At 65.4% G+C, this 24,829-nt stretch carries 24 protein-coding genes, 1 pseudogene and 2 CRISPR repeat arrays (1 of these 27 only partly in view); of the genes and pseudogenes, 5 read left to right on the top strand and 20 right to left on the bottom strand.

The features are described 5' to 3' along the window. Positions 1-181: a CRISPR direct-repeat array (repeat unit 29 nt; unit sequence GGGACTATCCCCGCGTGTGCGGGGGAGAC) (it extends 152 nt beyond the left edge of the window). A 41-nt stretch (positions 182-222) separates the two neighbouring features. From cas2e to FHW97_RS13375, 12 genes and pseudogenes are all read right to left on the bottom strand, one after another. After that, positions 223-540, bottom strand: coding sequence for a type I-E CRISPR-associated endoribonuclease Cas2e (cas2e, locus tag FHW97_RS13430; RefSeq protein WP_022678301.1), 318 nt, complete (start codon positions 538-540; stop codon positions 223-225). After that, a complete protein-coding gene (gene cas1e, locus FHW97_RS13425) occupies positions 540-1,409 on the bottom strand; it encodes a type I-E CRISPR-associated endonuclease Cas1e (protein ID WP_168353196.1) in 870 nt (289 codons plus the stop codon). Before cas1e ends, cas2e begins: the two co-directional genes overlap by 1 nt. A 5-nt stretch (positions 1,410-1,414) precedes the next feature. Continuing rightward, the gene (locus FHW97_RS13420; protein ID WP_168353195.1) at positions 1,415-2,185 is read right to left on the bottom strand and encodes a type I-E CRISPR-associated protein Cas6/Cse3/CasE; all 771 of its coding nucleotides are present in this window, start codon (positions 2,183-2,185) and stop codon (positions 1,415-1,417) included. After that, entirely contained in the window at positions 2,182-2,949 is a 768-nt protein-coding gene (gene cas5e / locus FHW97_RS13415) for a type I-E CRISPR-associated protein Cas5/CasD (protein WP_054132116.1), read from the bottom strand. The genes FHW97_RS13420 and cas5e overlap by 4 nt, the downstream gene beginning before the upstream one ends. Continuing rightward, complete coding sequence (cas7e, locus tag FHW97_RS13410) at positions 2,949-4,136, bottom strand: type I-E CRISPR-associated protein Cas7/Cse4/CasC (RefSeq protein WP_168353194.1); 1,188 nt, start codon at positions 4,134-4,136, stop codon at positions 2,949-2,951. The genes cas5e and cas7e overlap by 1 nt, the downstream gene beginning before the upstream one ends. After that, a complete protein-coding gene (gene casB, locus FHW97_RS13405) occupies positions 4,133-4,672 on the bottom strand; it encodes a type I-E CRISPR-associated protein Cse2/CasB (protein WP_054132021.1) in 540 nt (179 codons plus the stop codon). Before casB ends, cas7e begins: the two co-directional genes overlap by 4 nt. Then, the gene (locus tag FHW97_RS13400) at positions 4,662-6,167 is read right to left on the bottom strand and encodes a type I-E CRISPR-associated protein Cse1/CasA (RefSeq protein WP_168353193.1); all 1,506 of its coding nucleotides are present in this window, start codon (positions 6,165-6,167) and stop codon (positions 4,662-4,664) included. Before FHW97_RS13400 ends, casB begins: the two co-directional genes overlap by 11 nt. Positions 6,168-6,300: 133 nt before the next feature. Beyond that, entirely contained in the window at positions 6,301-8,133 is a 1,833-nt protein-coding gene (gene cas3, locus FHW97_RS13395; RefSeq protein ID WP_253941804.1) for a CRISPR-associated helicase Cas3', read from the bottom strand. A 105-nt stretch (positions 8,134-8,238) separates the two neighbouring features. Continuing rightward, positions 8,239-8,892: pseudogene (locus FHW97_RS22085) on the bottom strand (CRISPR-associated endonuclease Cas3''); the annotation flags it as partial. A gap of 119 nt (positions 8,893-9,011) precedes the next feature. Continuing rightward, positions 9,012-9,345: direct repeats of the CRISPR family, unit length 29 nt; unit sequence GTTTCCCCCGCACGCGCGGGGATAGTCCC. Between the two features lie 123 nt (positions 9,346-9,468). Further along, positions 9,469-9,807, bottom strand: coding sequence for a hypothetical protein (locus tag FHW97_RS13385; protein WP_168353190.1), 339 nt, complete (start codon positions 9,805-9,807; stop codon positions 9,469-9,471). Positions 9,808-9,949: 142 nt separating this feature from the next. Next, complete coding sequence (rtcA, locus tag FHW97_RS13380; protein WP_168353189.1) at positions 9,950-10,966, bottom strand: RNA 3'-terminal phosphate cyclase; 1,017 nt, start codon at positions 10,964-10,966, stop codon at positions 9,950-9,952. 35 nt (positions 10,967-11,001) lie between these two features. Beyond that, the gene (locus tag FHW97_RS13375) at positions 11,002-12,228 is read right to left on the bottom strand and encodes an RtcB family protein (protein WP_168353188.1); all 1,227 of its coding nucleotides are present in this window, start codon (positions 12,226-12,228) and stop codon (positions 11,002-11,004) included. A 330-nt stretch (positions 12,229-12,558) separates the two neighbouring features. On the opposite strand from FHW97_RS13375, the gene rtcR reads away from it, so the two are divergent. Continuing rightward, the gene (gene rtcR / locus FHW97_RS13370) at positions 12,559-14,160 is read left to right on the top strand and encodes an RNA repair transcriptional activator RtcR (protein ID WP_168353187.1); all 1,602 of its coding nucleotides are present in this window, start codon (positions 12,559-12,561) and stop codon (positions 14,158-14,160) included. Here rtcR and FHW97_RS13365 read toward each other — a convergent pair. From FHW97_RS13365 to FHW97_RS22225, 5 genes are read right to left on the bottom strand one after another with little or no spacing between them, the layout of a single operon-like run. Beyond that, positions 14,157-14,843: a phytanoyl-CoA dioxygenase family protein gene (locus FHW97_RS13365; RefSeq protein WP_369801291.1), complete on the bottom strand. Its 687-nt coding sequence runs from the start codon at positions 14,841-14,843 to the stop codon at positions 14,157-14,159. The genes rtcR and FHW97_RS13365 overlap by 4 nt on opposite strands. Continuing rightward, the gene (locus FHW97_RS13360) at positions 14,831-15,373 is read right to left on the bottom strand and encodes an HD domain-containing protein (RefSeq protein WP_197279250.1); all 543 of its coding nucleotides are present in this window, start codon (positions 15,371-15,373) and stop codon (positions 14,831-14,833) included. Before FHW97_RS13360 ends, FHW97_RS13365 begins: the two co-directional genes overlap by 13 nt. Positions 15,374-15,428: 55 nt before the next feature. Then, positions 15,429-16,052: a peptide chain release factor H gene (gene prfH, locus FHW97_RS13355; RefSeq protein WP_054132027.1), complete on the bottom strand. Its 624-nt coding sequence runs from the start codon at positions 16,050-16,052 to the stop codon at positions 15,429-15,431. After that, entirely contained in the window at positions 16,049-17,149 is a 1,101-nt protein-coding gene (locus FHW97_RS13350; RefSeq protein WP_168353186.1) for an RNA ligase RtcB family protein, read from the bottom strand. Before FHW97_RS13350 ends, prfH begins: the two co-directional genes overlap by 4 nt. Continuing rightward, the gene (locus tag FHW97_RS22225) at positions 17,146-17,280 is read right to left on the bottom strand and encodes a hypothetical protein (RefSeq protein ID WP_255352208.1); all 135 of its coding nucleotides are present in this window, start codon (positions 17,278-17,280) and stop codon (positions 17,146-17,148) included. The genes FHW97_RS13350 and FHW97_RS22225 overlap by 4 nt, the downstream gene beginning before the upstream one ends. Before the next feature lie 185 nt (positions 17,281-17,465). On the opposite strand from FHW97_RS22225, the gene FHW97_RS13345 reads away from it, so the two are divergent. After that, positions 17,466-17,795 (top strand): low molecular weight protein tyrosine phosphatase family protein, encoded by a 330-nt coding sequence (locus FHW97_RS13345; RefSeq protein ID WP_022676330.1) that lies wholly within the window; start codon positions 17,466-17,468, stop codon positions 17,793-17,795. Between the two features lie 86 nt (positions 17,796-17,881). On the opposite strand, the gene FHW97_RS13340 is transcribed toward FHW97_RS13345, so the two are convergent. Then, complete coding sequence (locus FHW97_RS13340; protein WP_171799248.1) at positions 17,882-19,882, bottom strand: DUF4153 domain-containing protein; 2,001 nt, start codon at positions 19,880-19,882, stop codon at positions 17,882-17,884. A 559-nt stretch (positions 19,883-20,441) separates the two neighbouring features. Between FHW97_RS13340 and FHW97_RS13335 the strand changes: the two genes are divergently transcribed. Next, complete coding sequence (locus FHW97_RS13335) at positions 20,442-20,888, top strand: MarR family winged helix-turn-helix transcriptional regulator (RefSeq protein ID WP_168353184.1); 447 nt, start codon at positions 20,442-20,444, stop codon at positions 20,886-20,888. Continuing rightward, positions 20,885-22,177 carry an MFS transporter gene (locus FHW97_RS13330; RefSeq protein ID WP_168353183.1) on the top strand — a complete coding sequence of 431 codons (1,293 nt, stop codon included), beginning with the start codon at positions 20,885-20,887 and terminating at the stop codon, positions 22,175-22,177. The genes FHW97_RS13335 and FHW97_RS13330 overlap by 4 nt, the downstream gene beginning before the upstream one ends. A 39-nt stretch (positions 22,178-22,216) precedes the next feature. Here the strand turns inward: FHW97_RS13330 and FHW97_RS13325 are convergent, their stop codons facing one another. Then, on the bottom strand, positions 22,217-23,299 hold the full coding sequence (locus FHW97_RS13325) for an NmrA family NAD(P)-binding protein (RefSeq protein WP_054132032.1): 1,083 nt from the start codon (positions 23,297-23,299) through the stop codon (positions 22,217-22,219). A 98-nt stretch (positions 23,300-23,397) separates the two neighbouring features. Between FHW97_RS13325 and FHW97_RS13320 the strand changes: the two genes are divergently transcribed. Next, the gene (locus tag FHW97_RS13320) at positions 23,398-23,940 is read left to right on the top strand and encodes a helix-turn-helix domain-containing protein (RefSeq protein WP_107718663.1); all 543 of its coding nucleotides are present in this window, start codon (positions 23,398-23,400) and stop codon (positions 23,938-23,940) included. Between the two features lie 47 nt (positions 23,941-23,987). Here FHW97_RS13320 and FHW97_RS13315 read toward each other — a convergent pair whose 3' ends face one another. Next, entirely contained in the window at positions 23,988-24,740 is a 753-nt protein-coding gene (locus FHW97_RS13315) for a FadR/GntR family transcriptional regulator (RefSeq protein WP_054132034.1), read from the bottom strand. Positions 24,741-24,829 lie beyond the last annotated feature (89 nt).

Here is a 24,829-nt window from a genome sequence, read left to right as displayed (position 1 = left end):
AGGAGAGGAATTCGCTCGACTGCTGGATGCGGGACTATCCCCGCGTGTACGGGGGAGACACCGGCGGCGCCGGCGTGATCGGCCGCATGATGGGACTATCCCCGCGTGTGCGGGGGAGACTGATGTTCCATGGTCAGGCCTCCGCTTCTTCGGGGACTATCCCCGCGTGTGCGGGGGAGACCCTACTATACAACATCTTGTTTACAATAGGAAAGAGCAAATTCACCGGGATTCGGGCTGTTCCGGTAATGGCCGGCGCACCAGCAACATCGCGTCATGGGCCACTACGTCCTTGGGCGGCGTGCCGAACGTGCGCAGGCCAAGGCCACCGTTGGCTGCGGTTTCGGCCCAGCACATCACGATGCTGCCCCGGCCCAGGCGGCCGTGCCAGTCTGCCAGCACATCGGCCAGGCGCTGGCGCACGCGGGCCGACATGCGGGGCTGGGCATAGACGCCTGGCGCCAGTTCCAGCATCATCGAGCCGAGGTAGCCGCGATAGCGGTCTTCCACGTCGCGGGTGATCACCACGACCAGCGGCATCAGGGCCTGGCCTCGTCCGCCTGGGCCAGCAGGCTCTTGATCTGGTCGATCATCGTGGGAATGATTCCGCGCTGGCGGAACAGGCGCGCGGCGCGCTGGCGCACCACCCGTTCGATCGGCTGCCCGCGCGCTTCGGCCACGGCGCCAAAGGCGATGTCGAGCAGGGCATCGTGGCGGTGCAGGTCGGCAATATCGAGCACGAAGGACTGGCCGCTGTCTTCGTGCACGAACCCCAACTGCGGAATGGCGCCCACGGCGGCCACGGCCACGCTGGCGGCAGCAGTCATCGCCGCGCCGGCATGGTTGATCGCCTGGTTGGGTAGATCGCCACCTTCCGGATCAGCGCGATCGTAATGGCGCCCGGCCCAGCGCACGCCGAAGCGGTCGGCCGCCAGGGCATAGGCGCGCTTGATCCGCGCCCCTTCCTGGCCGCGCAGCGCCTCGATATCGCGCGTCCGCACGATTTCGCCAAAGCGCAGCGCATACATGGCGCGGGCCACGGCCATGCGCTGTGCCGGATCGGCCCAGGCACGGGCCTGGGCGCGGGCGAGGGCGGAACTGTCGGGCATGAGCGGCGGCGCGGTGTAGAACCGCACCGCGCCTTCGCCGATGGCCGCCAGCGCGCAACCGTGCCGCGCGAGCAGGCGCAAGGCATCGTGCGTCACGCTCGATCCTGGCCCGAGCAGCACGATCGAAACCGCCTGGTGCGGAATCTGGTAATCCCTTGCCGCCAGGGCGCCGCCGCCGGCGGTGACGAAGCGCAGGCATCCGGCCTCAACTTCCAGGCGCCCGCGATCGAGCCACACCAGACCATGCCGATCGACATGGGGAATATGCGCCTTTTCCAGTCCGAGCCGCCCGGCCAGCATCGCGCCTATCCCCCCTGCGGCGCTGGCCCCGGTGGGGCGAGCGTAAGCATGCCAAAGCCGAAGGCGGCGTGCCGGCCTACCCCGCCGGCCAGGAGCGCGGCAAACCGGTCGGGGTCTTGTACCACCAGCGTTCCGGCAAACACCGCCTCGGGCGTTTCGCTGGCATGAAGCCCGCGCCCGCCATGCCGCGCCCGCACGGTGTTGACCCGGCGCATCTGGCGCAATGCCACGTGCTCGAGTGCGCAGGCCCCATCAAGCCGCTGGACAAGCCATTGGGAATAGACCGCTTCCCGATCGAGCGGCGCTTCACCCTGGGCCTTTTCACAAGCGGCCACGAAGGCGTCTATTTCCCCGGCGCGGCCCTGCCAGGCCCGCCGGTCGGCCGCGCGCGCGGCGCGGCGGCGGGCGCCGAAACGCACCACGGGCCGCACCCGCACTTCAAAGCGATAGCGCGCGCCGCTGCGCCATTCCTCGGGCATGGCGCGCACTTGCGGATCTCCGGCAAAGACCGCTTCGACCATCGGGTCGGCGGGCGGCAGGGCCAGCGCCGCATGCAGCGCGGCGGGATCGCGGGCATAGCCGATCAGGTGCGCGGCCTGCGCGGCGCCTGGCCCTTGCACCATGCGGAACGGCTGCGGCCCCGCCTCGCCAAAGCGGATGCGCAGCGCGAGATGCAGGGCATAGCCATAGTCATCGTCGGATGCGCCCCGCGCAATGGCGAAGGCGGCAAGGGCCGCCTGGTCGATGCCCTGGCGCACCAGGTATAGCCCGCTCATGCGCCGATCCCCCCAGTATCCGGCCCCTTGCTCTGCGCCTCCGCTTGCACGGCAGGTAGCGGCGCCAGGCGCCCGAGCACGACGCGGCGCAAACCGGCGTGAACGCCGCCCGGCCAGTGGCGCTCGTCGGTCCATTCCGCCACGCGATCGTGGGCCACGCGCCCTTCGCCCAGCGGCCATTGCGCGCGCACCGGTGCGGCCTGCTGCGGGCAGACCAGCGCCAGGGCGGCACGCAGGGCATCGGGGACCGTGGCCGCCTCTATCCGCCCGGCCAAGAGCGGGCCGGCAGGCAGGAACGGCTTGCGCCCCAGGAACAAGGGCCGCGCCGGCCGTTCCAGCGCCTGCGCCACCTGATCCAGCGTGGGTTCCTGTTCGGCGGGATCGAGCCGCAGTGCCACCACGACCAGGGCATCGGCATCGGCATCGCGATAGCGGATATGCGGGCTGTCATAGGTGCTCGCACCGCCCGCGCGGCCTTCGGGCGCGCCGCGCGTGGTCCAGCCCTGGTCGGCCGCCTCCAGCTTGGCGGTCTGGAAATCGCGGATGCGCTGCCCCTCGCGCGCCCGCGCCGCGCCCATGATCAGCCGCGCCTGCAACGCCTGGTGCGCGTCGCCATCGGCGCGGTCCCAGCCCAGGGCATTGGCGACAAGGCCGGCAATCATCGACCGCGCCGGAAAATCGCGGACCACGCCATAGGCATCGACCATGTCGCCGCCAAAGCTCATCAACGGCGCATCGAGCGCCAGGACGAGATGCGCCGCCATCACGCTTGCGCAGCGCGCACCAGGCCGCCCGCCCATTGCGCCAGGGTGGCTAGCGGCAGGCGGTCCACCCCGGGCAGGGCGAGATCGGGCAAGGCCAGATGCCGGCGCACTTCGCCCGTGGCATAGGTTTCATCGAGCGCGGCGAGATGCGCGGCGAGGGCATCGGCGCTGCGCCGGCCCAGGCTTTCGTTGTGATGCGGGGCCAGCGATACGGGCTGGCGAAACGCATTGGCCAGCGAGCGGGGCTGGCGCTCGCCCGCCTCGACCAGCACCAGCTCGGCGCGGCTATAGGGAGCGGTGGAACCCTTCTTGGCCCCCGGCGAGATTTCCGCGATCAGCCACACCAGGTTTTCCACTACCTGCGCGGCAAGCGTGCGATCCTGTTCCCCGGCCCAATCGGCCATGGCGCACCCGGTCAGGTTTTTCACCAGCAGCGGCACGTCCACCACCACGTAACCATAATAAAGGCCTGACGTCAGCTCGGTATCGAACACCCCCGCCGCCCCGGAATCGCCATCGTCCTCGCGGTTGCGCAAGTCGTCCACCACGGTGAAGTAATCCAGTTCGGGCTGTTCGTCGTGGACGGTAAAGGCGTGGGCGACGTGGATCGCGGCATCGGTATTGGCCTTGACGTCAGACGTGACCATGCGCCCGAACAGCGCCGCTTCCAGCCCGGCGGCCAGAGCCACGCTTTTGCCAAAGGCGGCCAGATTAGCCTTTTCTTCCTTGAAGAACGCAGCGGCCCCGGCCTCGGCGCTTTTCCTGTCGGGGGCGTCTTTCAGGATGGCTTCGGCATTGCCGCGCATCCAGGCGATTTCCGCCTCGCCAAACAGCAGGGCCTGGCGCTGCTTGGGGTCTTTGGCGTTCTTGCCATAGAACTTGGTCAGGAACGCTTCCTGCACCGCGTCCACCGCCTCTTGCGGATAGCGCGCGCGCAAGGGCTCGATCACCAGGCGCTCGATCGCCAGCTTGGTACGCAGGCTGGCCACGCCTTCCTGTGCGGCCAATTGGTGCAGTGCGCGTGGATCGTCGGCCATGCGCCAGTGCCGCTTGAGGCATTGCGAGGAAACCCGGGTGCGCACGGCAGGGCCGAACGGCAGCCGCTTGGCCAGGCCGGCATCGTCGCGGTTGAGCAGCACGCCGGGCCAGGCGCTCAGGAAGTGGATCTGGATGAAGCGCGGGGTCATTGGCTGTCCCTCCCTTGGGCATATTCGGCGGCAAAGTAATCGCGGGCGATGTCGATCCGGGCGCGTTCGGCGCGGTCGGGATCGTCGCCGATCAGGGCGCGAATGGGGCGCAGGTCCACCGGCGCCTGCCCCGCCTGCGCCAGATAGCGCGCGGCGCGCACCACCTGGTCGATCAGCGCTGGCCCACGTGCCGTGGTCAGGCGCATCAGCCGGTTGACGGAATAGCCGGCAGCATGCAGCGCGCGGCCCAGGCGCTGGCCCGGCGCATGGGGGTTGATCGCCGCCGTGCCCGATAGCGTGGCCGCGACATGGGCGAGCAGGCGCCAGCGCTGCAGGGCCGCGGGCGAGCGCCAGGCCGCATCGGGCAGGGCTGCGCGGTGGAGCAGCCCGATCAGCACGCCTTGTGCCTGGGCCGAATTGGTCAGGAACGTGCGCCGCAGCGCGGCCCGCTCGCCGGTGGACAGCAGTGGCATCTGCCCGCCGATGGAGGCCACCGGGTCTTTCTCGGCGGGCGGCGTCGCTTCATCAGGTTGCATCGCGGGCTTCCTTTACATAGGCGGCCAGGGTGGCTTCCAGCATGTTGCGCGCCACGGCCAGTGCGCGCACGCGGCGGGTATCGGTGCGCGGGGCCTGCGCGGCGGCCAAGGCAAACACATCGCGGGCGATCGCGCGCAGCGTTTCGCGCCAGGCCAGGCGATGGTTTTCCGGCTTGCCGTCGAATTCGGCCCAGAACGGCGCGTCGAAAAACACCCGGTCCACGGCCAGGTCGAAATGGCCGATCCACGGATCGAGCTTGGCTTCTGCGGCCTTATCATCAAGCCGCACCTGGGCCGGCCCACCCTGCACCAGGGCAAAGCAGGCCAAGCGGAGGCGTTGCCGTACGGCACCGGCTTCCTGTGCGCGGCCTTGCGCCACTTGCCCCATGCGATCGACGTATTCCGTTTCGAACACATCGTTTTCGCGCGTGCCCGACAGCGGCACTTCGCGGCGGTGCAGCCCCTCGGTCTTGCCCTGCCCGCGCACCAGCGCCTGGGCCACCAGCACCATCCCCTGCGGCCGATCGCCGGCGGCATGGCGGGCCAGCAACGGGCGCTGCACCTTGGCCGGATCGAGCAGCTCGACAAATTTGCGATAGCCGAACGTGGCCGGCGAGGCGGTCAGGCTGGCATTGTCGCGCAGGCGGATCGGCGCCCAGGGATCTTCGCTCTTGCCCGTTTCCACCCCGGCGACGCGCGCCGATTTCGATCCGGCGGCCAGGGCCGTGATCGCGCCGTTGGCATCGCGCTGCAACCGCACGCGGCGGCACACATCCACATAGAGCGTGTCGAGCCGGGTGAACGCCAGCGATGCGGCACCATCCCACGGGATGGTCCACAACAGCCCCGGCCCGTGCCGCCAGTGCGCGCCGGTTTGCGGATCGCCGCTGGCCTGCACCAGGCAGTGCACATCGCGGGCAAAGGCGGCGGAAAGATTGCCCGACGGGCGCAGGCCCAGGCCCATCCTGCTGGCAAAGCCGCCGTTAATCCGGCTGATGCCGTAATTCCCCGCGCCCAGGAACCCTTCCATGGTTTGCAAGGTGACCAGCGCAAACAGCCAGTCATCCTGCGCCCCGCCCAGCATCCGCGCCGCTTTCACATCGTGGTTGCGCGAGGTTACCAGCATGTCGAGCTGATCCGGCGTGGCCAGCGCCTTTTTGTAGTCGGCGCGATGGGCAGGCGAAACCAGCGGTGGTTGCAACAGGGCGGGCTTTTGCCAGTCCTCCTCCACCAAAGCCCAGGCCTCGCCATCGGGCCATTCCGGCGTCAGGCCGAGCAGCAACGCGCGCCAATCCGCTGCCGCCGTGGGCAAGTCTGCCCTGCCAGCGGCAATTAGGGCCATCGCCGCCACCTGCACCGCAAAGCAATGCCACGCCTGCTGCTGGTGCGGCCGCAGCGCAGGGAAAGACATGATCTCCCCCCGCGCCATCGCCGCCAAGATGCCGAACAGATCGTCGGCCTGAAGCGCGCCGTCTTCCCCCTGCCAGCGAATCATGATGCCCCCACCATACTACAGCCAGAATGGCTCTTGCGTTCTGGCTTGAATGGCCCCGTACAGGTTCAAGAAAACAATATTTTACGAATAGTGTCGAGTGATGCACGGTATTTGTTCGCTCAGTTTCGCACCATTATGGCGCGATGTCGCGTGTGGCCTGCAACCCCCACCGATCATAGACAAACCGCCGTGCTCCCAGGGTAAACACCAGCGCGGGTGTGTCTGCCACGATTACCGCCTCTTCCTCGGTCGCGACGCCCGGCGCCATCCACGCCGGCACGGTCAAGTGCCCCACGGCCTGGCCAAACGGGCCGGGCGGTGCCGGGTCGAGCCGCACCAGGCGGTCTTTGGTGCCAAGCCGCGTGGCCAGCGCTTCGTTGCCTTCGGGGAACAGCAGGTGCGTAAACGGCTGCGCCACATCGAAAGTCCAGTCCCGCGCGGTGCCGCGCTCGGCATAGGCGGTGCCCAGCAGGGTCGCTTCGTGGTTGGCCCAGGCGGTGCCCAGTTCGGCCACCAGCGCCTCCGTCTGCTGCGGGTGCAGCGCCTGCTCCACCAGGCGGCGGTTGTCGGCGGGAATGGTAATCTCGGCTTGCCGCTCGATCAGGCGCCAGGTGGCCTCCAGCACCAACAGGTCGGGATAGACCCCCTGCGCGTCCTTGATCGGGCCCAGCCCATGTCGCTCGCGCAGGCGGCGCGCCATGAACCGCGCCAGATCGCGCTCTGCAGGCACCAGGATGCGCGCCTGCGCCCGCGCAAACGCGCCGCGGTCGGCGCGATCGTGCCGGTGCAGGCGGCCGATGCGCTGCAACAGCACGTCAATCGGGGCCAGGTCGGTCAGCAGCAGGTCGGCATCGATATCCAGGCTCTGTTCCAGCGTCTGGGTGCCGCACAGGATCTGCCCACGGCTCGCCCGGCCCTTGCCGAAGGCCGCCTCTACGGCGCGATCCAGCAGCCGGCGATCGTCGGGGGCAAACCGCCCGTGGTGCAGCGTGGCCACGCCATCGATGCCAAAGGCCAGATCGGGCGCGGCCGCTGCCACCGCCTGGGCCACGGCCACGGCGCCGGCCACGCTGTTGCGGATAACCAGCACACTGGCGCCTGCGCGCGCCGCGGCGATGGCCTGTGCGGCAATGGCGGCGGCATCGGTGATGATCGGCTGTGCGGTCCAGGCCACCACTTTGGCCCGCGCGTCTGCCTGGCGCACCGGGCGGGGTGCGGCCGCCATGCCCGACAGCGCGGGATAGGGCGCGGCTTGCGCCTCTGCCAGATCGGGCAGCGGCGGCGCGGGCGAAAACGGATCAAGCAGCCGCCCGCGCATTTCGGCCGAAAGCGTGGCTGATAGCAGCAGGGCGTGCCCGCCCAGCGCCAAATGGTTGCGCAGCACCGCGCGCAAGGTTTCGCCCATGAAGTGGTCTGAGGCATGCACTTCGTCCACCACCAGCAGGCTGCGCGCCAGCATGGTGGCGCGAAAATGGGCGTGGCGCAGCTGCAACCCGGCCATCAACGCCTGGTCGATCGTGCCCACGGCCACGCGCGCGGCCAGATAGCGTTTGGGCTGTTCGGCCGCCCAGCGCGCCTCGCTGGCGCCGCCATCGGGCCAGGTCACGGCAAAGCCCGGCAGCAAGCCCGCTTCGTCGGCCGCGCGCCGCCCATCCTGCATTCCGGCGCGGATATAGCCGGGCACTGCCAGCACCGCTTCCACCGTGCCGCCGGTCAGCCGTTGCAGCATGGCATTGACGCGGCCATGCAATTGCACCGCCGCCGATCGGATCGGCAGTGCGAAATAGAGCCCATCTACCGCCCCCGCCGCGCGCAGGGCCAGCCAGCGCCACAGTGCCGCCTCGGTCTTGCCCGAACCGGTTTCCGCCTCGATCACGGCAATCGCGCCCAGGTCTGTCGCATCGCTTTCGCTCTGTGCGCCGCGCGGGGGATAGCCGAACAGCGCCTCGAACGTGGCAGCGGGCATTGCGCAATCGCCCAACCCGCGCGTTTCAATGGCCCGCGGACCATGATCGCGGCGCAACGCTTCGCGCGCCGCATCATGCGGGCCGGCCACGGGAAACAGCGCGGTGTCTGATCCCAGCCAATCGGCCAGGGTTACCAATCCGCCCAGCAGCGCGACAAAGGCCGGTGCCGGCGGCAGCGGCGGTCCCGGCGCAAAGGCCAGAGGAAAGCGCGCCGCCACATCACCAAGCAACGCAGCCAGTTGCGCCAGCGGATCATAGCCGTCGCGCGCGGCCCATTCGCTCCGCATCCGGGCAATGATCGGCTGCTCTACCGCCAGGGCGCCTTCGCGTTTCGAATAGGCATTCAGCGGCGTGCCATGGTGCGCCATCACAGCGGCAAAGTGTTCGCCACAGCCTCAGTCGCGCAGCATGGCAACCAACGGCGCCACTTCGGGCCTTTGCCGCAAGTCGGTGCGCAGCAAGGGCGCTGTTTCGCGGGTGTGCCCAACCAGGCGCGCGCCGGGAAACTGCCGCAACCAGAAACCCCGGTTGGCCTTGCCCAGATCGTGCAGATAGGCCAGCACGCACAGCCGCGCGACATCGTGCGCGCCCAGTTCCCGCTCCGCCGCGCGGTTCAGCAAGCGTTGCCAATGCCCTTGCGCCACCAGTTGGGCAAACACTGCCGCCACATCGCCGCCGTGATCCGTCAGCGGCAGGGCTGACCGATGCGCCAGCTCATCAGCCAACTTGGCCCAGGCGCGTGGAATGGGGCTAGACATGCCCCCCACTTTGCCGCGAAACAACGCTACCCGCCACCCGCTTTTGCACAAGGGTCGACGGCACCGCTTGCACAATGCGTCGGCTCTTTCCCTTTGTGAACAGAATGTTGTATAGCAGGGTTTCCCCCGCACGCGCGGGGATAGTCCCCTTCTTCATGTGCTCGATCTGCTCGACCGGCAGTTTCCCCCGCACGCGCGGGGATAGTCCCAGCGCCGTGCAGGTCTTGCCGCCCCACTGCCCGTTTCCCCCGCACGCGCGGGGATAGTCCCACGGCCCCGACCTACACATTGCCCACGATTGCGTTTCCCCCGCACGCGCGGGGATAGTCCCGTGCCGGTATAGGTGCCATCGGTGCCGCCGCTGTTTCCCCCGCACGCGCGGGGATAGTCCCGTGAGCGCCTGATCCATGGCTGACCTTCAAACGTTTCCCCCGTACGCGCGGGGATAGTCCCAGCAATGGCGTTCCGTCGCCGACCAGATGCGTCCGAGGCTCCCAAGACTGGCGACTTTGATGGACGATGCCGAACCCGATGTCCTGGCATACATGACCACCCGTTTAGAGTTGGATATCCCTCTTACCGGCTGTCCAGCCGATCCAGCCAAGCTTGCGCCTGCTTGGGCTCGCCTACTGCATCCGACTTGACAGGCCCACGAGATGCGAGGAATTCCTGTTGAAGCGCGAAAGGCGGCATGCCGAGCTGCTCTCTCATTTGGTCGATCGCCTGACCGATTTCAGCCAAATTTTCGATGATCGGGGCTACAGCCTTGCGCGACCAGCGGTCTGCGTTGTGATCAAAAAGGCCCCATTTTCCTGCAGCCGTAACGCGCAAGGCATCAATCAGCGCTGCCATATATTCCGTTTCAAGTTCTGTACGACGAACGTCGAGGCGTTCCAACCTATCAGCCTTTGCCATCCTTTGATTGGTATATGGTCACGCCGCTGTCCGCAACGTTGGCGGCTGTCCCCATTCGTTGGCGCCGCGTTGAGGGATGAACCAACGACCTGTTCTGTTGCCGCGATCATTGCTCATTAAATGGCGGATAATAGGGCAATAGTCACTCAACTCCGACGCGATGACAGCCGCCTTCTTGCTGTTCGAGCCTGACGGTCCGGCCGGTGAAGCGCTGCGCAATGTCGATGGCGGTGACCAGATGCTGGCTGGGCTTGACCGTCGTGAACGTGCCGCCGCCTGCCAAGACGAATGGCAGGATGAGCTGATCGGCAAGATAGGGCCCGGCAAAGGCATCGCTTTCCAGATAGCCGCGCATCCGCGCCGCAGCGGTCTTGCCCAATCGCTCTGCCGTCACGCCCAATTGGCCAAAGCCGCTGACGATTTCGGTCACTTCTTGATAGCGGGCCTCCAGCATCAGGATCACGCCGGGGCCTTGATCGTCGGGCAGTTTGCGAATGGCAAAGTCCTCTGCATTCCAGCCGGGCAGATCCTTGCGGGCCCGATCGAGCATGCGCTGCGGGATTTCGCCGGCGAGACCGCAATAGGTCGCCTGCGCCCCCACGCAGAGCAAATCCCCGCGCCGGGTGCAGTCGACGGGCACCAGCGGCGCCGGCGCAATCTCCACCTCGATCCGCCCGCCGCCGCGCGGGTAAAAGCCATGGCGCACCAGGCGCGCGGAGACGCGCGGCCCCATGCTGTTGATGATCGGCAGAAAGCAGCGCTCGATAAAATCGAACGGCGGGGCCAGCATGTTGTGCGTGCCCCCTTCAAGTACCAGCCGCGACGGGCCATCGGCCAGAAGCAGCGGCATCAGCACCGTCTGCAGCACCAGCCCGGTGCTGCCCGCAGTTCCAACGGCAAAGCGATAGTCTCCGGCTCGCGCGGTGCCGGGACGGAACGTGAGGTCGGACGAGCCCACCGTCAGGCCGCTGCATTCGCTGCCAGAAATGGCCGCCGCAGCCTCAACCGCGGTCACATGCTGGCGCATCAGCCCCGGCTTGGAGCGCTTGGCGCGAATGTTGGTGATGCGGAAAGGCTGGCCAGTGACCAGCGACAGCGCGCACGAATTGCGCACCATCTGGCCACCGCCTTCGCCTTCGGATCCATCGATCGTAATCATCTGCTCTTCTCGATTGGGCGCTGTGTGAAGGGGAGTTACCCCTTCACGCAGACCACCTGCTTCAATGTGTGGACGATCTCGACCAGATCGGCCTGTGCCGCCATCACGGCCTCGATCGGCTTGTAGGCACGGGGTGTTTCATCGATCACCCCGACATCCTTGCGGCATTCGACGCCCTCGGTATCGGCGATGTGGTCGGCCAGGCTGACCAAGCGCTTGGCCGCTGTGCGGCTCATCACGCGGCCTGCGCCATGCGAACAACTGTCAAAACTCTCCGCATTGCCGAGGCCGCGCACGATGAAGCTTTTCGCCCCCATCGAACCGGGGATGATGCCCAGCACACCCTTGGCCGCCCGCACCGCGCCCTTGCGGGTGACCAGCACGTTCTCGCCGAAGTGGTTTTCGCGCGTCACATAGTTGTGGTGACAGTTCACCGCTTCCAGCTCGGCGTCGAACGGCTTGGCGATTTGGCCCCGCAGAGCGGATATCACATTGGCCATCATCATCCGCCGGTTGAGCGCCGCGAAATCCTGTGCCCAGCCCACCGCTTCGACATAGTCGTCGAAATGGTCGGTCCCTTCCGGAAAATAGGCAAGATTCTCGTCGGGCAGGTTGATGTGCCACTTGCGCATGTCCTGCTTGGCCAGTTCGATGAAAAAGCTGCCAATCGCATTGCCCACCCCGCGTGAGCCGGAATGGAGCATCACCCACACCCGTGCGTCCTGGTCGAGGCACAGTTCGATGAAGTGATTGCCGGTGCCCAGCGTACCCAGGTGCGTGAGGTTGTTGGTGTTCTTCAGCCGGGGATACTTGTCGCAGATCCGCGCAAAGCGTACCGCCAGGCCGGCCCAGGCCTCGACAATCGCGGCCGGCGGGTTGCCCCATGAACCGTGATCGCGCTGGCCACGCCCCACGCTGCGCCCATGCGGCACGGCCTGTTCGATGGCGCTGCGGATGCCTTCCAGATTGTCGGGCAGGTCATGTGCCATCAGTGAGGTACGCGCTGCCATCATGCCACAGCCGATGTCCACCCCCACCGCTGCCGGGATTACCGCGCCGCGCGTGGGGATGACCGAGCCGACCGTGGCACCGATGCCGACGTGCACGTCGGGCATGGCGGCGACATGCTTGAACAGGAACGGCATCTTGGCCGCGCGCGTCAATTGCGCGCGCGCTTCGTCTTCCACCGGCACGCCGCGTGTCCACATCTTGATCGGCACGCCGCCTGCGACATTCTGCACTTCATACGTAGTTTCAGCCATACCGGCCTCCCGCATTGTCATCGTGGTGCCGGCGGTGCGGCTCTGGCAAGTCGCAAGCCGTCCATGGCAAATTTCCTGTCAGGGGCGATCCGGGGGCGGCCGGCCCATTCCGACCGCCCCTGTTGCCGCTTACCTGTCGGGCTGTTCGACTGACCCGACGCCATCCACCTTGCAGATGGCGTGCCAATTTTGGGGGTGGCGTTGCCAAAGTCGTTCAAGGCACTGATTATATTATCAATTAAAATAAGGGTGCCGTTCGGGAGCGAAACCGATCATCCGATATACTCACCAATTTGTATCCTGACATATAAGCTGATATAAAATTCGCGCATGAGGCCCACCACCGTCATCAGCTTCCTCGGCTCCACGCTGGACGCTGCCAAATTCGGTCCATCGCGCTGGACGAAGTGGCGGCCGTCGGTAGGCCTGTGCATGCACGAGGATCTGCGCGTGGATCGCTTCGTGATGATCCACGGCACTTTGCACGGCCGCCTTGCGGACTATGTGACGCAGGACATTGCCTCGGTTTCGCCCGAGACGCGGGTGGAACGGCATGTTCTCGATTTCCAGGACGCCTGGGATTTCGAGGAGGTCTACGGCAAGCTGCTTGACCTTGCGCGCGAACTGGCCCTGGACCCGGACGCTGAGGACGTGCTGGTGCATATCACCACTGGCACCCATGTTGCGCAGATCTGCCTGTTCCTGCTGACTGAGGCGCATTATCTGCCCGGGCGCCTGCTCCAGACCCAGCCCCGGCGCGGCGCGCCCGATGCGGCAGGTACGTGGAGCGTGATTGATCTCGATCTCTCGCGCTACGACAGCATCGCCACGCGCTTTGCCAGCGAAAGCGCAGAGCGTTCGTCCTTCCTCAAATCGGGGATCGAGACGCGCAATCCTGCCTTCAATGCCATGATCGACGAGATCGAGCAGGTGGCCGGTCGCACGCGCGCGCCGATCCTGCTGATGGGACCAACCGGCGCGGGCAAAAGCCAGCTCGCCCGCCGCATCTTCGAACTCAAGAAGCTCAAGCGCCAGATGACGGGCAGCTTTGTTGAAGTGAACTGCGCTACCTTGCGTGGGGACAGCGCGATGTCGGCACTATTTGGCCACAAGAAGGGCGCGTTTACCGGCGCGGCGGCCGATCGTGCCGGACTTTTGCGGAGTGCCGATGGCGGGATGCTGTTCCTCGATGAAATCGGCGAACTGGGTCTCGACGAGCAGGCGATGATCCTGCGCGCGATCGAGGACAAGCGGTTCCTGCCCGTGGGCGCCGACAAGGAGGCGCAGAGCGAATTCCAGTTGATCGTCGGGACCAACCGCGATCTGGCGTCGTGCGTGGCGGCAGGCACTTTCCGCGAAGACCTCTACGCCCGCCTCAACCTCTGGACATTCGCGCTTCCCGGCCTGGCCGAACGGCGCGAGGATATCGCCCCCAACCTTGACTATGAACTCGACCGTCATGCCGAGCGCGAAGGCGAGCGGGTGACGTTCAACAAGGAAGCGCGCGCCGATTACCTTGCCTTCGCGCTGTCTCCCGCCGCGCGCTGGTCAGCCAATTTTCGCGATCTGGCCGCCAGCGTGACGCGCATGGCGACCTTTTCGCCCAAGGGACGGATCGATGTTGCGGCGGTGACCAAGGAAATCGAGCGGCTCAAGCGTCTTTGGGGCGATGGGGCCGCAGATGGCGATGGGCTGGAACGCTGGCTATCGCCATCTGCGTTGGCCGATCTCGACCCGTTTGACCGGGTGCAACTGGCGTATGTCGTGGCGACTTGCGCATCTGCCCGCTCCCTGTCCGAAGCCGGGCGGACACTCTTCGCCGCCTCGCGCGAGAAGCGGGCCAGCACCAATGACGCCGACCGGTTGCGCAAATATCTCGCGCGGTTCGGGCTGGGGTGGGACGATTTCAGGGATGGCAGGCAAGCCCACTAGACGCCCAGCCATTCCAGACCGTGCGGCAAGGCGTCCGCGCTGAAATCCACCTGGAGCACGCGGCGATGCGCGGGCTGGCTGGCCGCGTCAGAAGCATGAAGGATCGGCGTGGAATAAGCCCAGACGTCTCCCGCCCGGGCAAGGCACGCGACGATGCCACACGCGGCAACCACTTGAGCCACCGAACTTTCCGGCACGCGCCCGCAGCGGTGCGATCCCGGAGCAATCAACAGCGGGGCATTGCTTGCGGGCACATCGTCGAAATGAACGCGCAGTGTTACCATGCGTGACAGCAACTCCATGGGCGGCGCAACGTGATGCAAACCCGCTTTGACCGACCAGGGCCCGAAGCCTGCGACCTCGATCTTCTCCCGGACGCAGATGGTGCGGTCCTGGTGCCAGCCCAGCGACCAATTGGTGCTTGCGCTCTTGTCGAACAAAATGGCCCGCACAGGCGTGGCCGCAGCGCCAATGGCCTTGCATGCAATGGCGCCGATGGAGCTGTTCGGCGCCAAAAGTTGACGCAAGGCGGGCACACCATGAATGCGCACGCCAGCCTGATCAGGCGGCAGCCCAGCCATCGCCGCCGTCAAATCCTGCAAAATTGCCAAGGCTGCTTCTGGAAAGAGCTGCGCGCCGTGGTCGGTCAGACGCAGACGATCGAGCTTGTTCAAGTCAGCCACTTGGCCGTGCCCCGTTCCACTTCCGCCTGCGCCAGCCGCAACAGCGCCGGATCGCCTTCGGTCAGCACCTCCAGCAGGCTGGAAATCTCGCGCAGATAGACTCGCGCAAAGCCATCGCCGTGCTCCACGATCGAGCGCGTGTTGGAAATCACATCGGCCAGCTTGACGGTCTTCATCTCGGCAGGGGCCCGGGCCAGGTGCGCGCGGTCGATCGCCTTGCGGATCGCGCGATTACCGTCTTCTGGGCGGCTGGCGTCGGTAAGCCATGCCACCCCTTGCGCGATGTCCTCGCCAAATGCGGCGCGGACATCCTCGATGGTTGCCTCGGTATCCTCGATCACATCGTGAAGCAGGGCCGCCACAATCATTGTGGGCGTTCCACCAACGTCCGCCACCGTTCGTGCCACTTCCAGGCAATGCAGCACATAGGGCTCGCCGGTGTATTTGCGCTGCTGCTTGCCGTGCATGCGCGTGGCGAAAGCGCAGGCATCGAGAACCAGCGGCAATGCGGCAAGGTCTTGGGACAACAATCCGATATCTCCGGAAGATCGGTGGGTGAACGCGAGCCCACCCACCGATGCGAATTCAAGCCGATTTTAGCTGAAACCGTTCACCGGCATAGACCCGAACCGCATTGCCACGTTCAAGCTCCTGATGAACTTGCCATTGCACTCGGCGCCCCTCTTCTGTGGCCTGCTGGTGTCGCGCTTGCAGCATGATTGCCAGTTTCAGCCGCGCCAGCTTGCGGTTGGCGTGCTGCGAGCGCTGCTCCTGCGCCATGGCGACAAGGCCGGTTGGCCGGTGCGTTGCCCGCACGGCACTGTCGGTCTTGTTGACATGCTGGCCGCCCGGCCCACTGGCGCGCATCACCTGATAATCGATATCCTCCTCTTCCAGATCGATCATCTCTTCAGGCGTAGGTGCCAAGGATACGCCAACGAACCAGTTGCGCCGCTTGTGGGTAGGACGAAAGGGACTGTTGCCGATCCACTGGTTGGTACCGATACGCTGGGCGGCAAAGACCGCCGATCCCTCGCCAGCGATGCGCAGCAGGACGGACGCGGGCAACGCCTCCGCCCCATCCAGCAATGCGCATTCCAGCCCCGCCGCCTTGGCCTCCCGCGTAAAGGCGCGGGCCAGTCCTGCCACCACCCAGCAGCATTCCTGTGGGCCCTTGCCCGCCGTGATATGCAGGATCACCTCGTTCATGCTGCCCTCGTCTTGTAGCTGAGCAAGGGGCGCAGCTTGGCAATCACGCGGATCAACCCAACTTGTTCCAGATCGGCGATGACCATGCCGATATCCTTGTAGGCGTCGGGCGCTTCTTCGAAGATCAGGCGGCGATCCTCGCAGATCACCTGGCTGCCAAGCGCGGTGCGTTGCAGATCAGCCACCTTGAAGCGGCGCGAAAGGCGCGCGTGGGCATCCTTTCGGCTCCACTTGCGCCCCGCGCCATGGGCCAGCGAATGAAGCGCATGATCGGCTGCTTCCGCGATGGGTTCGACCAGATAGCTGAAATCGCCACGCGAGCCCGGGATGGTCACCAGCCCGCGATCGGCCGGCGCCGCCCCTTTGCGGTGCAGCCATCCGCCCCGATGCGGCGTCACGCTGTTGTGGCAGATATCCAGGATGCGACGGCCTCCAAACCCAAGGCTCTCGCAAAAGCGCCGGGCGATGATCCGGCGGTTGAGGATAGCCCATGCCAGCGCCGCGTCATGCTCTGCCAGATAGGCTTTCGCCTTGGCATGCCCAGCAGGAATGCCTTGGCGCGCGTCTGCTTGGCGATGCGCCTGCAGGATGGCTTGTCCCAACCCGCGCGAGCCACTGTGAACCATCATCCACACGCGATCATGACGCAGGCCCAGGTCGGCAAAGCGTGTCTCATCGGCAATGGCTTCGATGCGCTGGAATTCGACGAAGTGGTTGCCACCACCAATCGTGCCCAGCGCCGGACTGGCGATATGCGGCGGGAGTCCAACCTCGGCCAGAGACTCCGCATGATCGCCTGCCCAAGGCGCGTCGAGCCCATGCAACTTGCGTTCGATCGCACTGAGGCGAAACTTGCGCACGAGGCAGTCGGTTTCCCACAAGGCCATGCCGCAGCCGATGTCGCTACCGACGAGATGCGGCCAGACGTGGCTTGGCGACCAGAAGGCCGCGCCCACGGCAATGCCATTGCCGGCATGCAGATCGGGCAGGCCGACAATGCGCGCCATTCCGTCATAACGCGCGCACGCTTCGAGTTGATCGAGCGCCACGGGATCGAAACGCGCTGGATCCGTGGCAATCAGGGTTATGGCGCTCATTGCGCACCACCCCGGCCACGGTTTTGGCCAAAGCGAAAAGCAACAAGGATAACGATGTCGGTAAAATCAGCGGCGCGATGGCCGCGAAAAGCCATCAGGCGAAACGGTTCGCCTGCGATAGAATTGCCCATGCAATCTGTTCCTGAACACAGGGAAATAAGAAGTGATGTGTGGTGCGGGCGAATGCTGCGCGCATGGTCTTCTCCTTTCCTTGTTCAAAAACAGGCCGGTCTTGGCTGGCAGCGGCGATAGTTCGGATTGACCTGCTGGGCAAGTCATTCAACAATGGGCTGGCGATTTTTGTGCGGGGCGTTGCTTGAAAACCATTCTGTTCGTTTGCAGCCAGAACCGTCTCCGCAGCCCGACGGCAGAGCAAGTGTTCGCCCATTACCCTGGTTTGGAAGTGTCTTCTGCCGGCACCAATCATGATGCGGAAAACCCGCTGACCGCTGAACTGGTATCATGGGCCGATGTGATCGTCGTGATGGAAAAGCAGCACCGCGCCAAGCTGCAGCGGCGATTCCGCGGGGCTTTGCGCGGGCAGCGCGTGATCTGCCTGGATATTCCGGACGAATATGCCTTCATGCAGTCGGAGCTGGTGGAATTGCTCAAGGCCCGTATGGCGCGGCATCTGCCGCCCGCATGATCGTGAATGTATGGCTGCTTCCGACGCAAGTTATTGGGCTTGGCAAGGTCGGCTTTGTCAGCGTTCCTTCACCAAATTTGCTGTTCTTACAGTCCGCCCGGTTTGCCAAAAGCAGGGCCCATACCACTGGGCGCCGATGCATCGACGGGAACGGCGACGGTCGGTGTTGCGCGTGGCTGGGGGGCGGTCGGGCAAACGACTGTGTTCTCGACAGTAAAGGTCAAATGCTGACCACCGGCGATGATATCATCGTGCAAGGGCCTTGATGGAACAGCCTCCCCACGGCGCAACGCTTCACGCACCCCTGCACAGCCCACGGAGCTGAGCGCGCCAATTTTCGCCCATTTGCCATGGGCGTCTAGGCCGTACACTGGCGAGGAGCCGCCATACGTGTTCGCTTCTGCTTGGATGACGACTTGGGGCACGTCTCGTTTGGCGGTAGCCGGCTTGTCGGATGGCGCTGGCCCGTCGATGACCAGCAGCAACGGCGCACCAGAATCCTTGCCCGGCAGCACGATGACATCGCATGGTGCACCGTTTTTCATGCAATCCGGTCCGGCAAAATAATCCAACGAATCCGCCCATTTGGTCTTGCGGAAACCATCAGGTAGTCGGGCGCCCTTGGGATAGACCGAGGCATGGGTGAAGGCAGGCTCGGTCTGGGCAGGGTCGGGGGTGTCGCCGCCGTCGCTGTACGAAAAATGCTGGAGGACTTGCGCCTGTCTGGCACGCATCGCGATTTCCGGCGTACTGCTGCCCGCCAGCGCGGCAAGCGCATTCGTGCCATAGCCCCCAGAATTGAAGCGCAGGAACTGATAATCGAACTTCGCCGCCGCCAGCTTGCCCGAGGTCAATCGTGCAACCTGACTGTTGACCGAAATCCGCGCCGGATCAGCGATGGGGGTCAGTTTCAGCACCAGAACGGCCACAATCCCGAGGCTTGCGGCGATATTGACAGGTTCGATGCCCTTGAGCCACGGCCCCTTCAGCACCGCCGCGCGGGTGTAACCCGCCGCGTAAATCAACCCGATGGTCGCCGCCATCGCGGAGCGTAGTCGCATCGGCGTCCAGCCATACTGACCCACCCGCTGGGCAATGGCATAGGTGGCGAGCAGCGTCATCAATAGCATCATCGGCGGCGCGACGCGTCCTGCCCAACGGATCACCGCCGGGGTAGGCTGGTCGCCATCCTTGTAAGCCGCATTCAGCAGGACCAGCGTGACAACCACTGCCCACAGCAGGATCGATGCCGCAAACCGCGTGCCCCACAAGGGGGTGAGGCCGGTGAACACCAGCCCCAGCAGGAACCCCCAGCCCAGCACCACCACCAGCGGTAACAACCACGCCAGCAGCGTCAGCCCCAAATTGCGCATCCCGTGCAACAAGGCCGGGCGTACGTCGGTGATGTGCACCGAGGCGGCGAAAGCGAGCGCGAGTAACGGACACCGGAACCAGTTATGCTCGATCATATGCCCGAACCAGTCGAGATGGATGAGCCCGAACAGTGCCCGCCCCAGTTCGATGACGCCCCATACCAGCGCCGTAAAAATCAGCGACAGCAAGAACTGGAAGGCGCGCATCCAACTGTCTTCGAAATGGTCGGCATAGCGGGACCACAGGCTGGCACCGCGCGCCTTGTGCTCCAGCAACTGATTGACGATGAAAGTGCCGATCCCAGCGCAGAACATCAGCGTGAACGAGGGCCAAATGCGGTTGGTGGCGGCGCCCCAACCATTCTCGACAGGATCACGCCAGATATCGTAGCCCGCCAAGCTGGCCAACACCGCGCATGCGACTGCCAGATAGATGGCCAGGGGCCGTTTGGCCATGCGCCCGACTTCTGCCAGTGCGATCACCGGCAGGATTGCCACGATGAGGCAAAGCGCGGCAAACACGCCGGGATGCCGATAGGGCCACCATTGCATGACATCGGGCTGTTTGGTGTACCCTGAGGCCTTGGGCAAAAGTTCCAGCAATGCCCAAGCGCAGATGCCCTGCGCAAAACCGATGACCAGGCGCAGATTGAACAAAGAGAACAGTGACACTTGCGACGGTGGGCCTTCTTGCTCCTGCGCTTCACCGTTCATCTCGAAGCCTCTCATCCATTGCCCGAGGCATGGTGTAGCAAGTTACTTGGCACAGGCAATGTATGGTCACGCCTTCGCTGTGGCGCATCGAAGTGAGATTTGATCAGAGTGCAGGCTCACGGCATTGCCCGGTGAACTGGTACTTGGCATATGGACGAACGGTCGGTTTCGGCGGCAGGGTCAGAGGCTCTGAACGACCGCAATTAGGGCGATTACACCATGGATCGCGACACAGGTGCCGCCGAAAACATCTGCTTGTCGGCACTCGTGTAGCCGGGGCAGAGCAGTTAGCCACGCGAGCGGTTTTCAGGGCTGCTCAGGAAATCGCCAAATGGCTGAAAACAGCCATTTCTTGCCTCATGGAACATCACTGTTATTGTCGGTGGCAAGCAGCGGTCGATGATGCCGCGCGCTGTTTGCCTGTGATGACGATGCTTTTGCGGCCAAGGTGGCGGCACGGCGGCAGAATATTCGCGACCACGCGCTGTTGTTGGTCAGCGGGCAAGCCCCAGGCGGCTCGATCGTTGACCGAAATGCGTGCGACGGCTAAATGATGCATATGCATCATAATTCGCTTTCGATCGATGGCGTGGCTTGCGCCTGCAACGCGCTGCGCAAGGCCGCGCGCGCGATGACCCGCTTCTATGACGAGGTCATGGAAGGGTCTGCCCTGTCGCTCACCCAGTTTGCGGTCTTGCGGAATATCGCGCGGCACGAACCGGTGCCGCTGATGGACCTGGCCCACGTGCTGGTGATGGACCGGACCACGCTGTACCGCACGCTCAAGCCGCTGGAGCGGGAAGGGTGGATCGCTGTTGCCGAGGGCAAGGGGCGCGCCAAGCAGGCGCGCCTGACGGCGCAGGGACGCGACGCGGTGGCCAATTCGCAAGGCGCCTGGGAAGAGGCGCAGCGGCGCATGATCGGCGCGTTTGGCCCAGAGCGCTGGGCCGGCGTGGAAGCGGCGCTGGGTGACCTTGTCACGCTGGCGCAGGGAAGCCAGGCATGAGCCGCCTGCTGCACAAGACCGGGTTGGTGCCCGCGCGCCTTCACCTGATCCTGATCGTTGCGGCGACATTCCTGGCGCTTTTGGTCTCGGCCGGGCTGCGCGCCACGCCCGGCGTGCTGATGGTGCCTTTGCAGGTCAACTTCGGCTGGGACCGGGCAACGATCTCGTTCGCCGCCGCGATCGGCATCTTTCTCTATGGCCTGGTCGGCCCCTTTGCCGCGGCACTGATGGTTTCGTTCGGCATTCGCCGCACCATGCTGGCCGGGCTCACGCTGATGTCGCTCGCCACCTTTGCCAGTCTGTGGATGCGGCTGCCCTGGCACTATGTGCTGACCTGGGGGGTATTGTCGGGCATCGGCAGCGGCGCGGTTGCCTCGGTGCTGGGAGCGGCGGTGGTCAATCGCTGGTTCGCCACGCGGCAGGGGCTGGTCATGGGCCTGCTGAGTGCCAGTACAGCCACGGGCGCGCTGATTTTCCTGCCGCTGCTGGCCTGGCTTTCGCGTGACGGCGCGTGGCGGCCGGTGGTTCTGGCGGTCAGCCTGGTCTGCCTGGCGCTGGTGCCGCTGGTGGCCTTGGTCGTGCCCGAACATCCCGCCGACATCGGCACGCGCCGCTTTGGCGAAGGGCCCGACAGCCCGCCGCCGCCTGCGCCGCGCCAGGCCCGCACCGCCGGCTTGGCGCTCAGCGTGTTGTGGCGCGCGGCGCGGCAGCCGATGTTCTGGCTGCTGTTCGGCACGTTCTTTGTCTGTGGCCTGACCACCAATGGCCTGGTCGGCACGCACATGATCGCGTTCTGCGGGGACCATGGCATTGCCCCGGTGGCCGCAGCCGGGCTGTTGTCCACCATGGGTTTCTTCGACCTGTTCGGCACCACCGCGTCTGGCTGGCTGACCGATCGCTATAATCCGCGCGTGTTGCTGATCGTCTATTACGGGCTGCGCGGCCTCTCGCTGCTGGCGCTGCCGTTCCTCAGCTTCGATACCACCAGTCTGGCGGTCTTCGCCGTGTTCTATGGCCTGGATTGGATCGCCACGGTGCCGCCGACGGTGAAGCTCGCCAACGAGGCCTTTGGCGAACAGGAAGCGCCGATCGTATTTGGCTGGATCCAGACCGGGCACCAATTGGGCGCCGCTTTCGCCGCGTTTGGCGCCGGGGTGATCCGTCAGCAGAGCGGCAGCTATGCCCTGGCCTTCGTGGTCGCTGGCATCATGGGCGTGGTCGCCTCCTTGGTGCTGCTCGGCACCTTGCGCCGCGCGCACGCAGCGGCGGGCGCGCCGGTCCCCGCGTGAGGCCGGGGCGGCCCGAAACCTTCGGGCCGCCCGCAAGGCTCAGAGGATGCCGCGCCGGTGGTCTTCGCTCAGCTTGAGGATCGGGCGGCCAGGCAGGGTATCAGGCTGCACCCGCTGCCACAGACTTTCCCCGCCTGACGCTGCCGCCTGCTGCTCATGGCGGCAAATCCAGTCTTGCGCGCTTTTGATCCGGCCGGGGTGGATTTCATCGAGCAGGGCATAGTCGCGCGTGATGATCTCGTGCTTCCACGTGTTCCAGAAGCCGGTGAAGTTGTCGCGAAAGCTCATCGTGCTCTTGTCTTTGGGATCGGCGTTGTAGCCGGCGGGAAGCGCGGCGATCCCGCCGAAGCGCGCGAAATAGCTGTCCAGGTCCGTATCGACGTAGCGGGCCGGATGGCCGGTCACCTGCGTGAACGCGGCAGCCAGATCGGCATAGCGCACCGGCTCGATGCCGACGGCCAGGTCCATGCCGTTGGCCCGGTCGCGATGGTCGAACAGCCAGCGCACGTAGTGTCCGCAGTCTTCCAGCGCGACGTGGACAACGGCGCCCTGGCCCAGTGGCACGCGCCAGGTCAGCACGCCCTCTTCCACAGCCGGGGTCATCGGCGTCTGCGCCGAGAATGCCATTTCCATGTAGGGGCCGGTGGTGAACAGCGCGCTGCCCATGCGCCCGGCGTTGTCGCGGGTCTGCGCCAGGATCCATTCGCCCATGCGGCCTTTGCCGTCATAGTGGCCGGTGCGGAACATCGAGCGGTAGCCCGCCTGCTTGAGCGTGTAATCGAGATTGCCATAGACGAAGAAGCGCACACCTTCCTCGATTGCGATTTCGTAGGCGCGGATCGCCCAATAAGTCTCGGTCTTTTCGCCGGTGTTGAAGCCATCGATGTTGAGGAACACGCCCTGGCAAGCGCGCATCCCGGCGCGCAGCACGGCCTCATCGGCAAACGTGCCTTCCAGAAAATCGACTTGGTCCCATTGCGCCAAAGCGCGCGCCCGGGCCGAGTTCTTGTCACGAGTCAGCGCCAGAACCCTGTAGCGACCATCCTGTACCAGTCCGCGGACCACCGGAAGGCCCTGGGCGCCGGTGGCACCGACGACGAATATGCGGGAAATTTCATCCATGCGTGACTCCTGGGTTGCAAGGTAGAGAGCCGACTCTCATGATGAGAGCCTATTAACTCCAATAATAAGAGTCACGGAATTTTGGAAAGGCGCCGACGATGCGATCCAAGAGTTTTGACGGCATGGCCTGCTCGATTGCCGAAGTCATGGCAGCGGTGGGAGACCGCTGGGGCCTGCTGATCATGCGCGATGTGCTGATGGGGCTGACCCGCTATGACGATCTACGCCGCTCGACCGGGGCAACCAACGCGACCTTGTCGGACCGGCTCAAAAGCCTGGAAGAAGCCGGGCTGATCGAGAAGAGGCTCTACCAGGCGCGCCCGCCCCGCCATGACTATGTGCCCACGCTGCGTGGGCAGGATCTGGCCTTGCTGCTCCAGGCGATGGTGCAGATCGGGGATACGTGGCGCCGCCGTGCCGGGCAGGACGCGCCGCTGCGGATCGAGCAGGCCACGTCAGGGCGGCCCGTGCAACTGGTGCTTGCCGATGCCGAAACCGGGATGCCGACCGGCGCAACGCCGTTGCGCGTGGCGCCGGGACCCGGTGCTGACGAGGCCATGCAATGGCGTCTGGCCATGGGGGCCGAGACGCGGGCCATGCGGGTGGCTCCGGAAGGCCAAGCCGGCGGTGATTTGCTGTGAGGGGGCTCCCAATCTGAACCGCGGTCGCTACCCTAGAGTAGAGCAGTTTATGCCGTTGCCCGCGTGTACCGCTCCCGCTTGGCCTGCGTGGCGCGGCGTGCCTGGGCAAGGGCTTGCTCCTCGGTGGCAAATAGCAGGCCGTCGAGCACGGCGGCGAGGTGGGCACGCATGGCGGCGCGGGCCGCGTTGGCATCGCGGCTGCGCAAGGCATCGAGCACCGCGCAATGCTCTTCCACCACGGGCTTTACATTGGCGGTGCGTGCCTTGCTGTGCAGCAGGGCGGCTTCGGGCGAGGTCTGGCGCAAGTCCCACAGTTGCTCGATCGCATTGTAGATGGCCGAGTTGCGGGTCGCGCGGGCGATGGCCAGGTGGAATTCGCGATCGGCGCGTTCCGTTCCGGCGGGATCGTTGTTTTCCTGCGCAATATCATCGACCAGGCGCGCAACCTCGGTCAGCTCTTCATCGGTGATCTGGGTGGCGGCGAGCGCGGCCGCTTCGCCTTCGAACAACAGGCGCGCCTCGGTCAGCTCGAACGCCGAGACATCGAAACCCGGGCGATCGCCCTCGTTGGGCAGGCGCAGGACATAGGCCCCCGAACCCAGCCTGACTTCCACGAAGCCCTGCACTTCCAGCGCGATCATCGCCTCGCGCACGGTGGGCCGGCTTACGTCGAAGCGCAACGCCAGTTCGCGCTCTGCCGGAAGCCGGGTGCCCACCGGAAAGCGCCCCGCGGCCAGTTCCTCGACCAGCGATCGGGCCACGTCCTGGTACAGTCGCTCGCTGGTTTTGCCGTTCGTCATGACGCCTCGTTTTTTGGTAATGCCAATTTTCAAAACTTGACAGACCGAAATCGGTCGATCAATCGGTCTTACCACAATTGAATCGCTTT

It is taken from the genome of Novosphingobium sp. SG754 (assembly GCF_013149315.1).
Taxonomy (GTDB): Bacteria; Pseudomonadota; Alphaproteobacteria; order Sphingomonadales; family Sphingomonadaceae; genus Novosphingobium; species Novosphingobium capsulatum.
The sequence above is the reverse complement of the archived record's forward strand: the minus strand, read 5'-3'. Positions and strand labels throughout refer to the sequence as shown.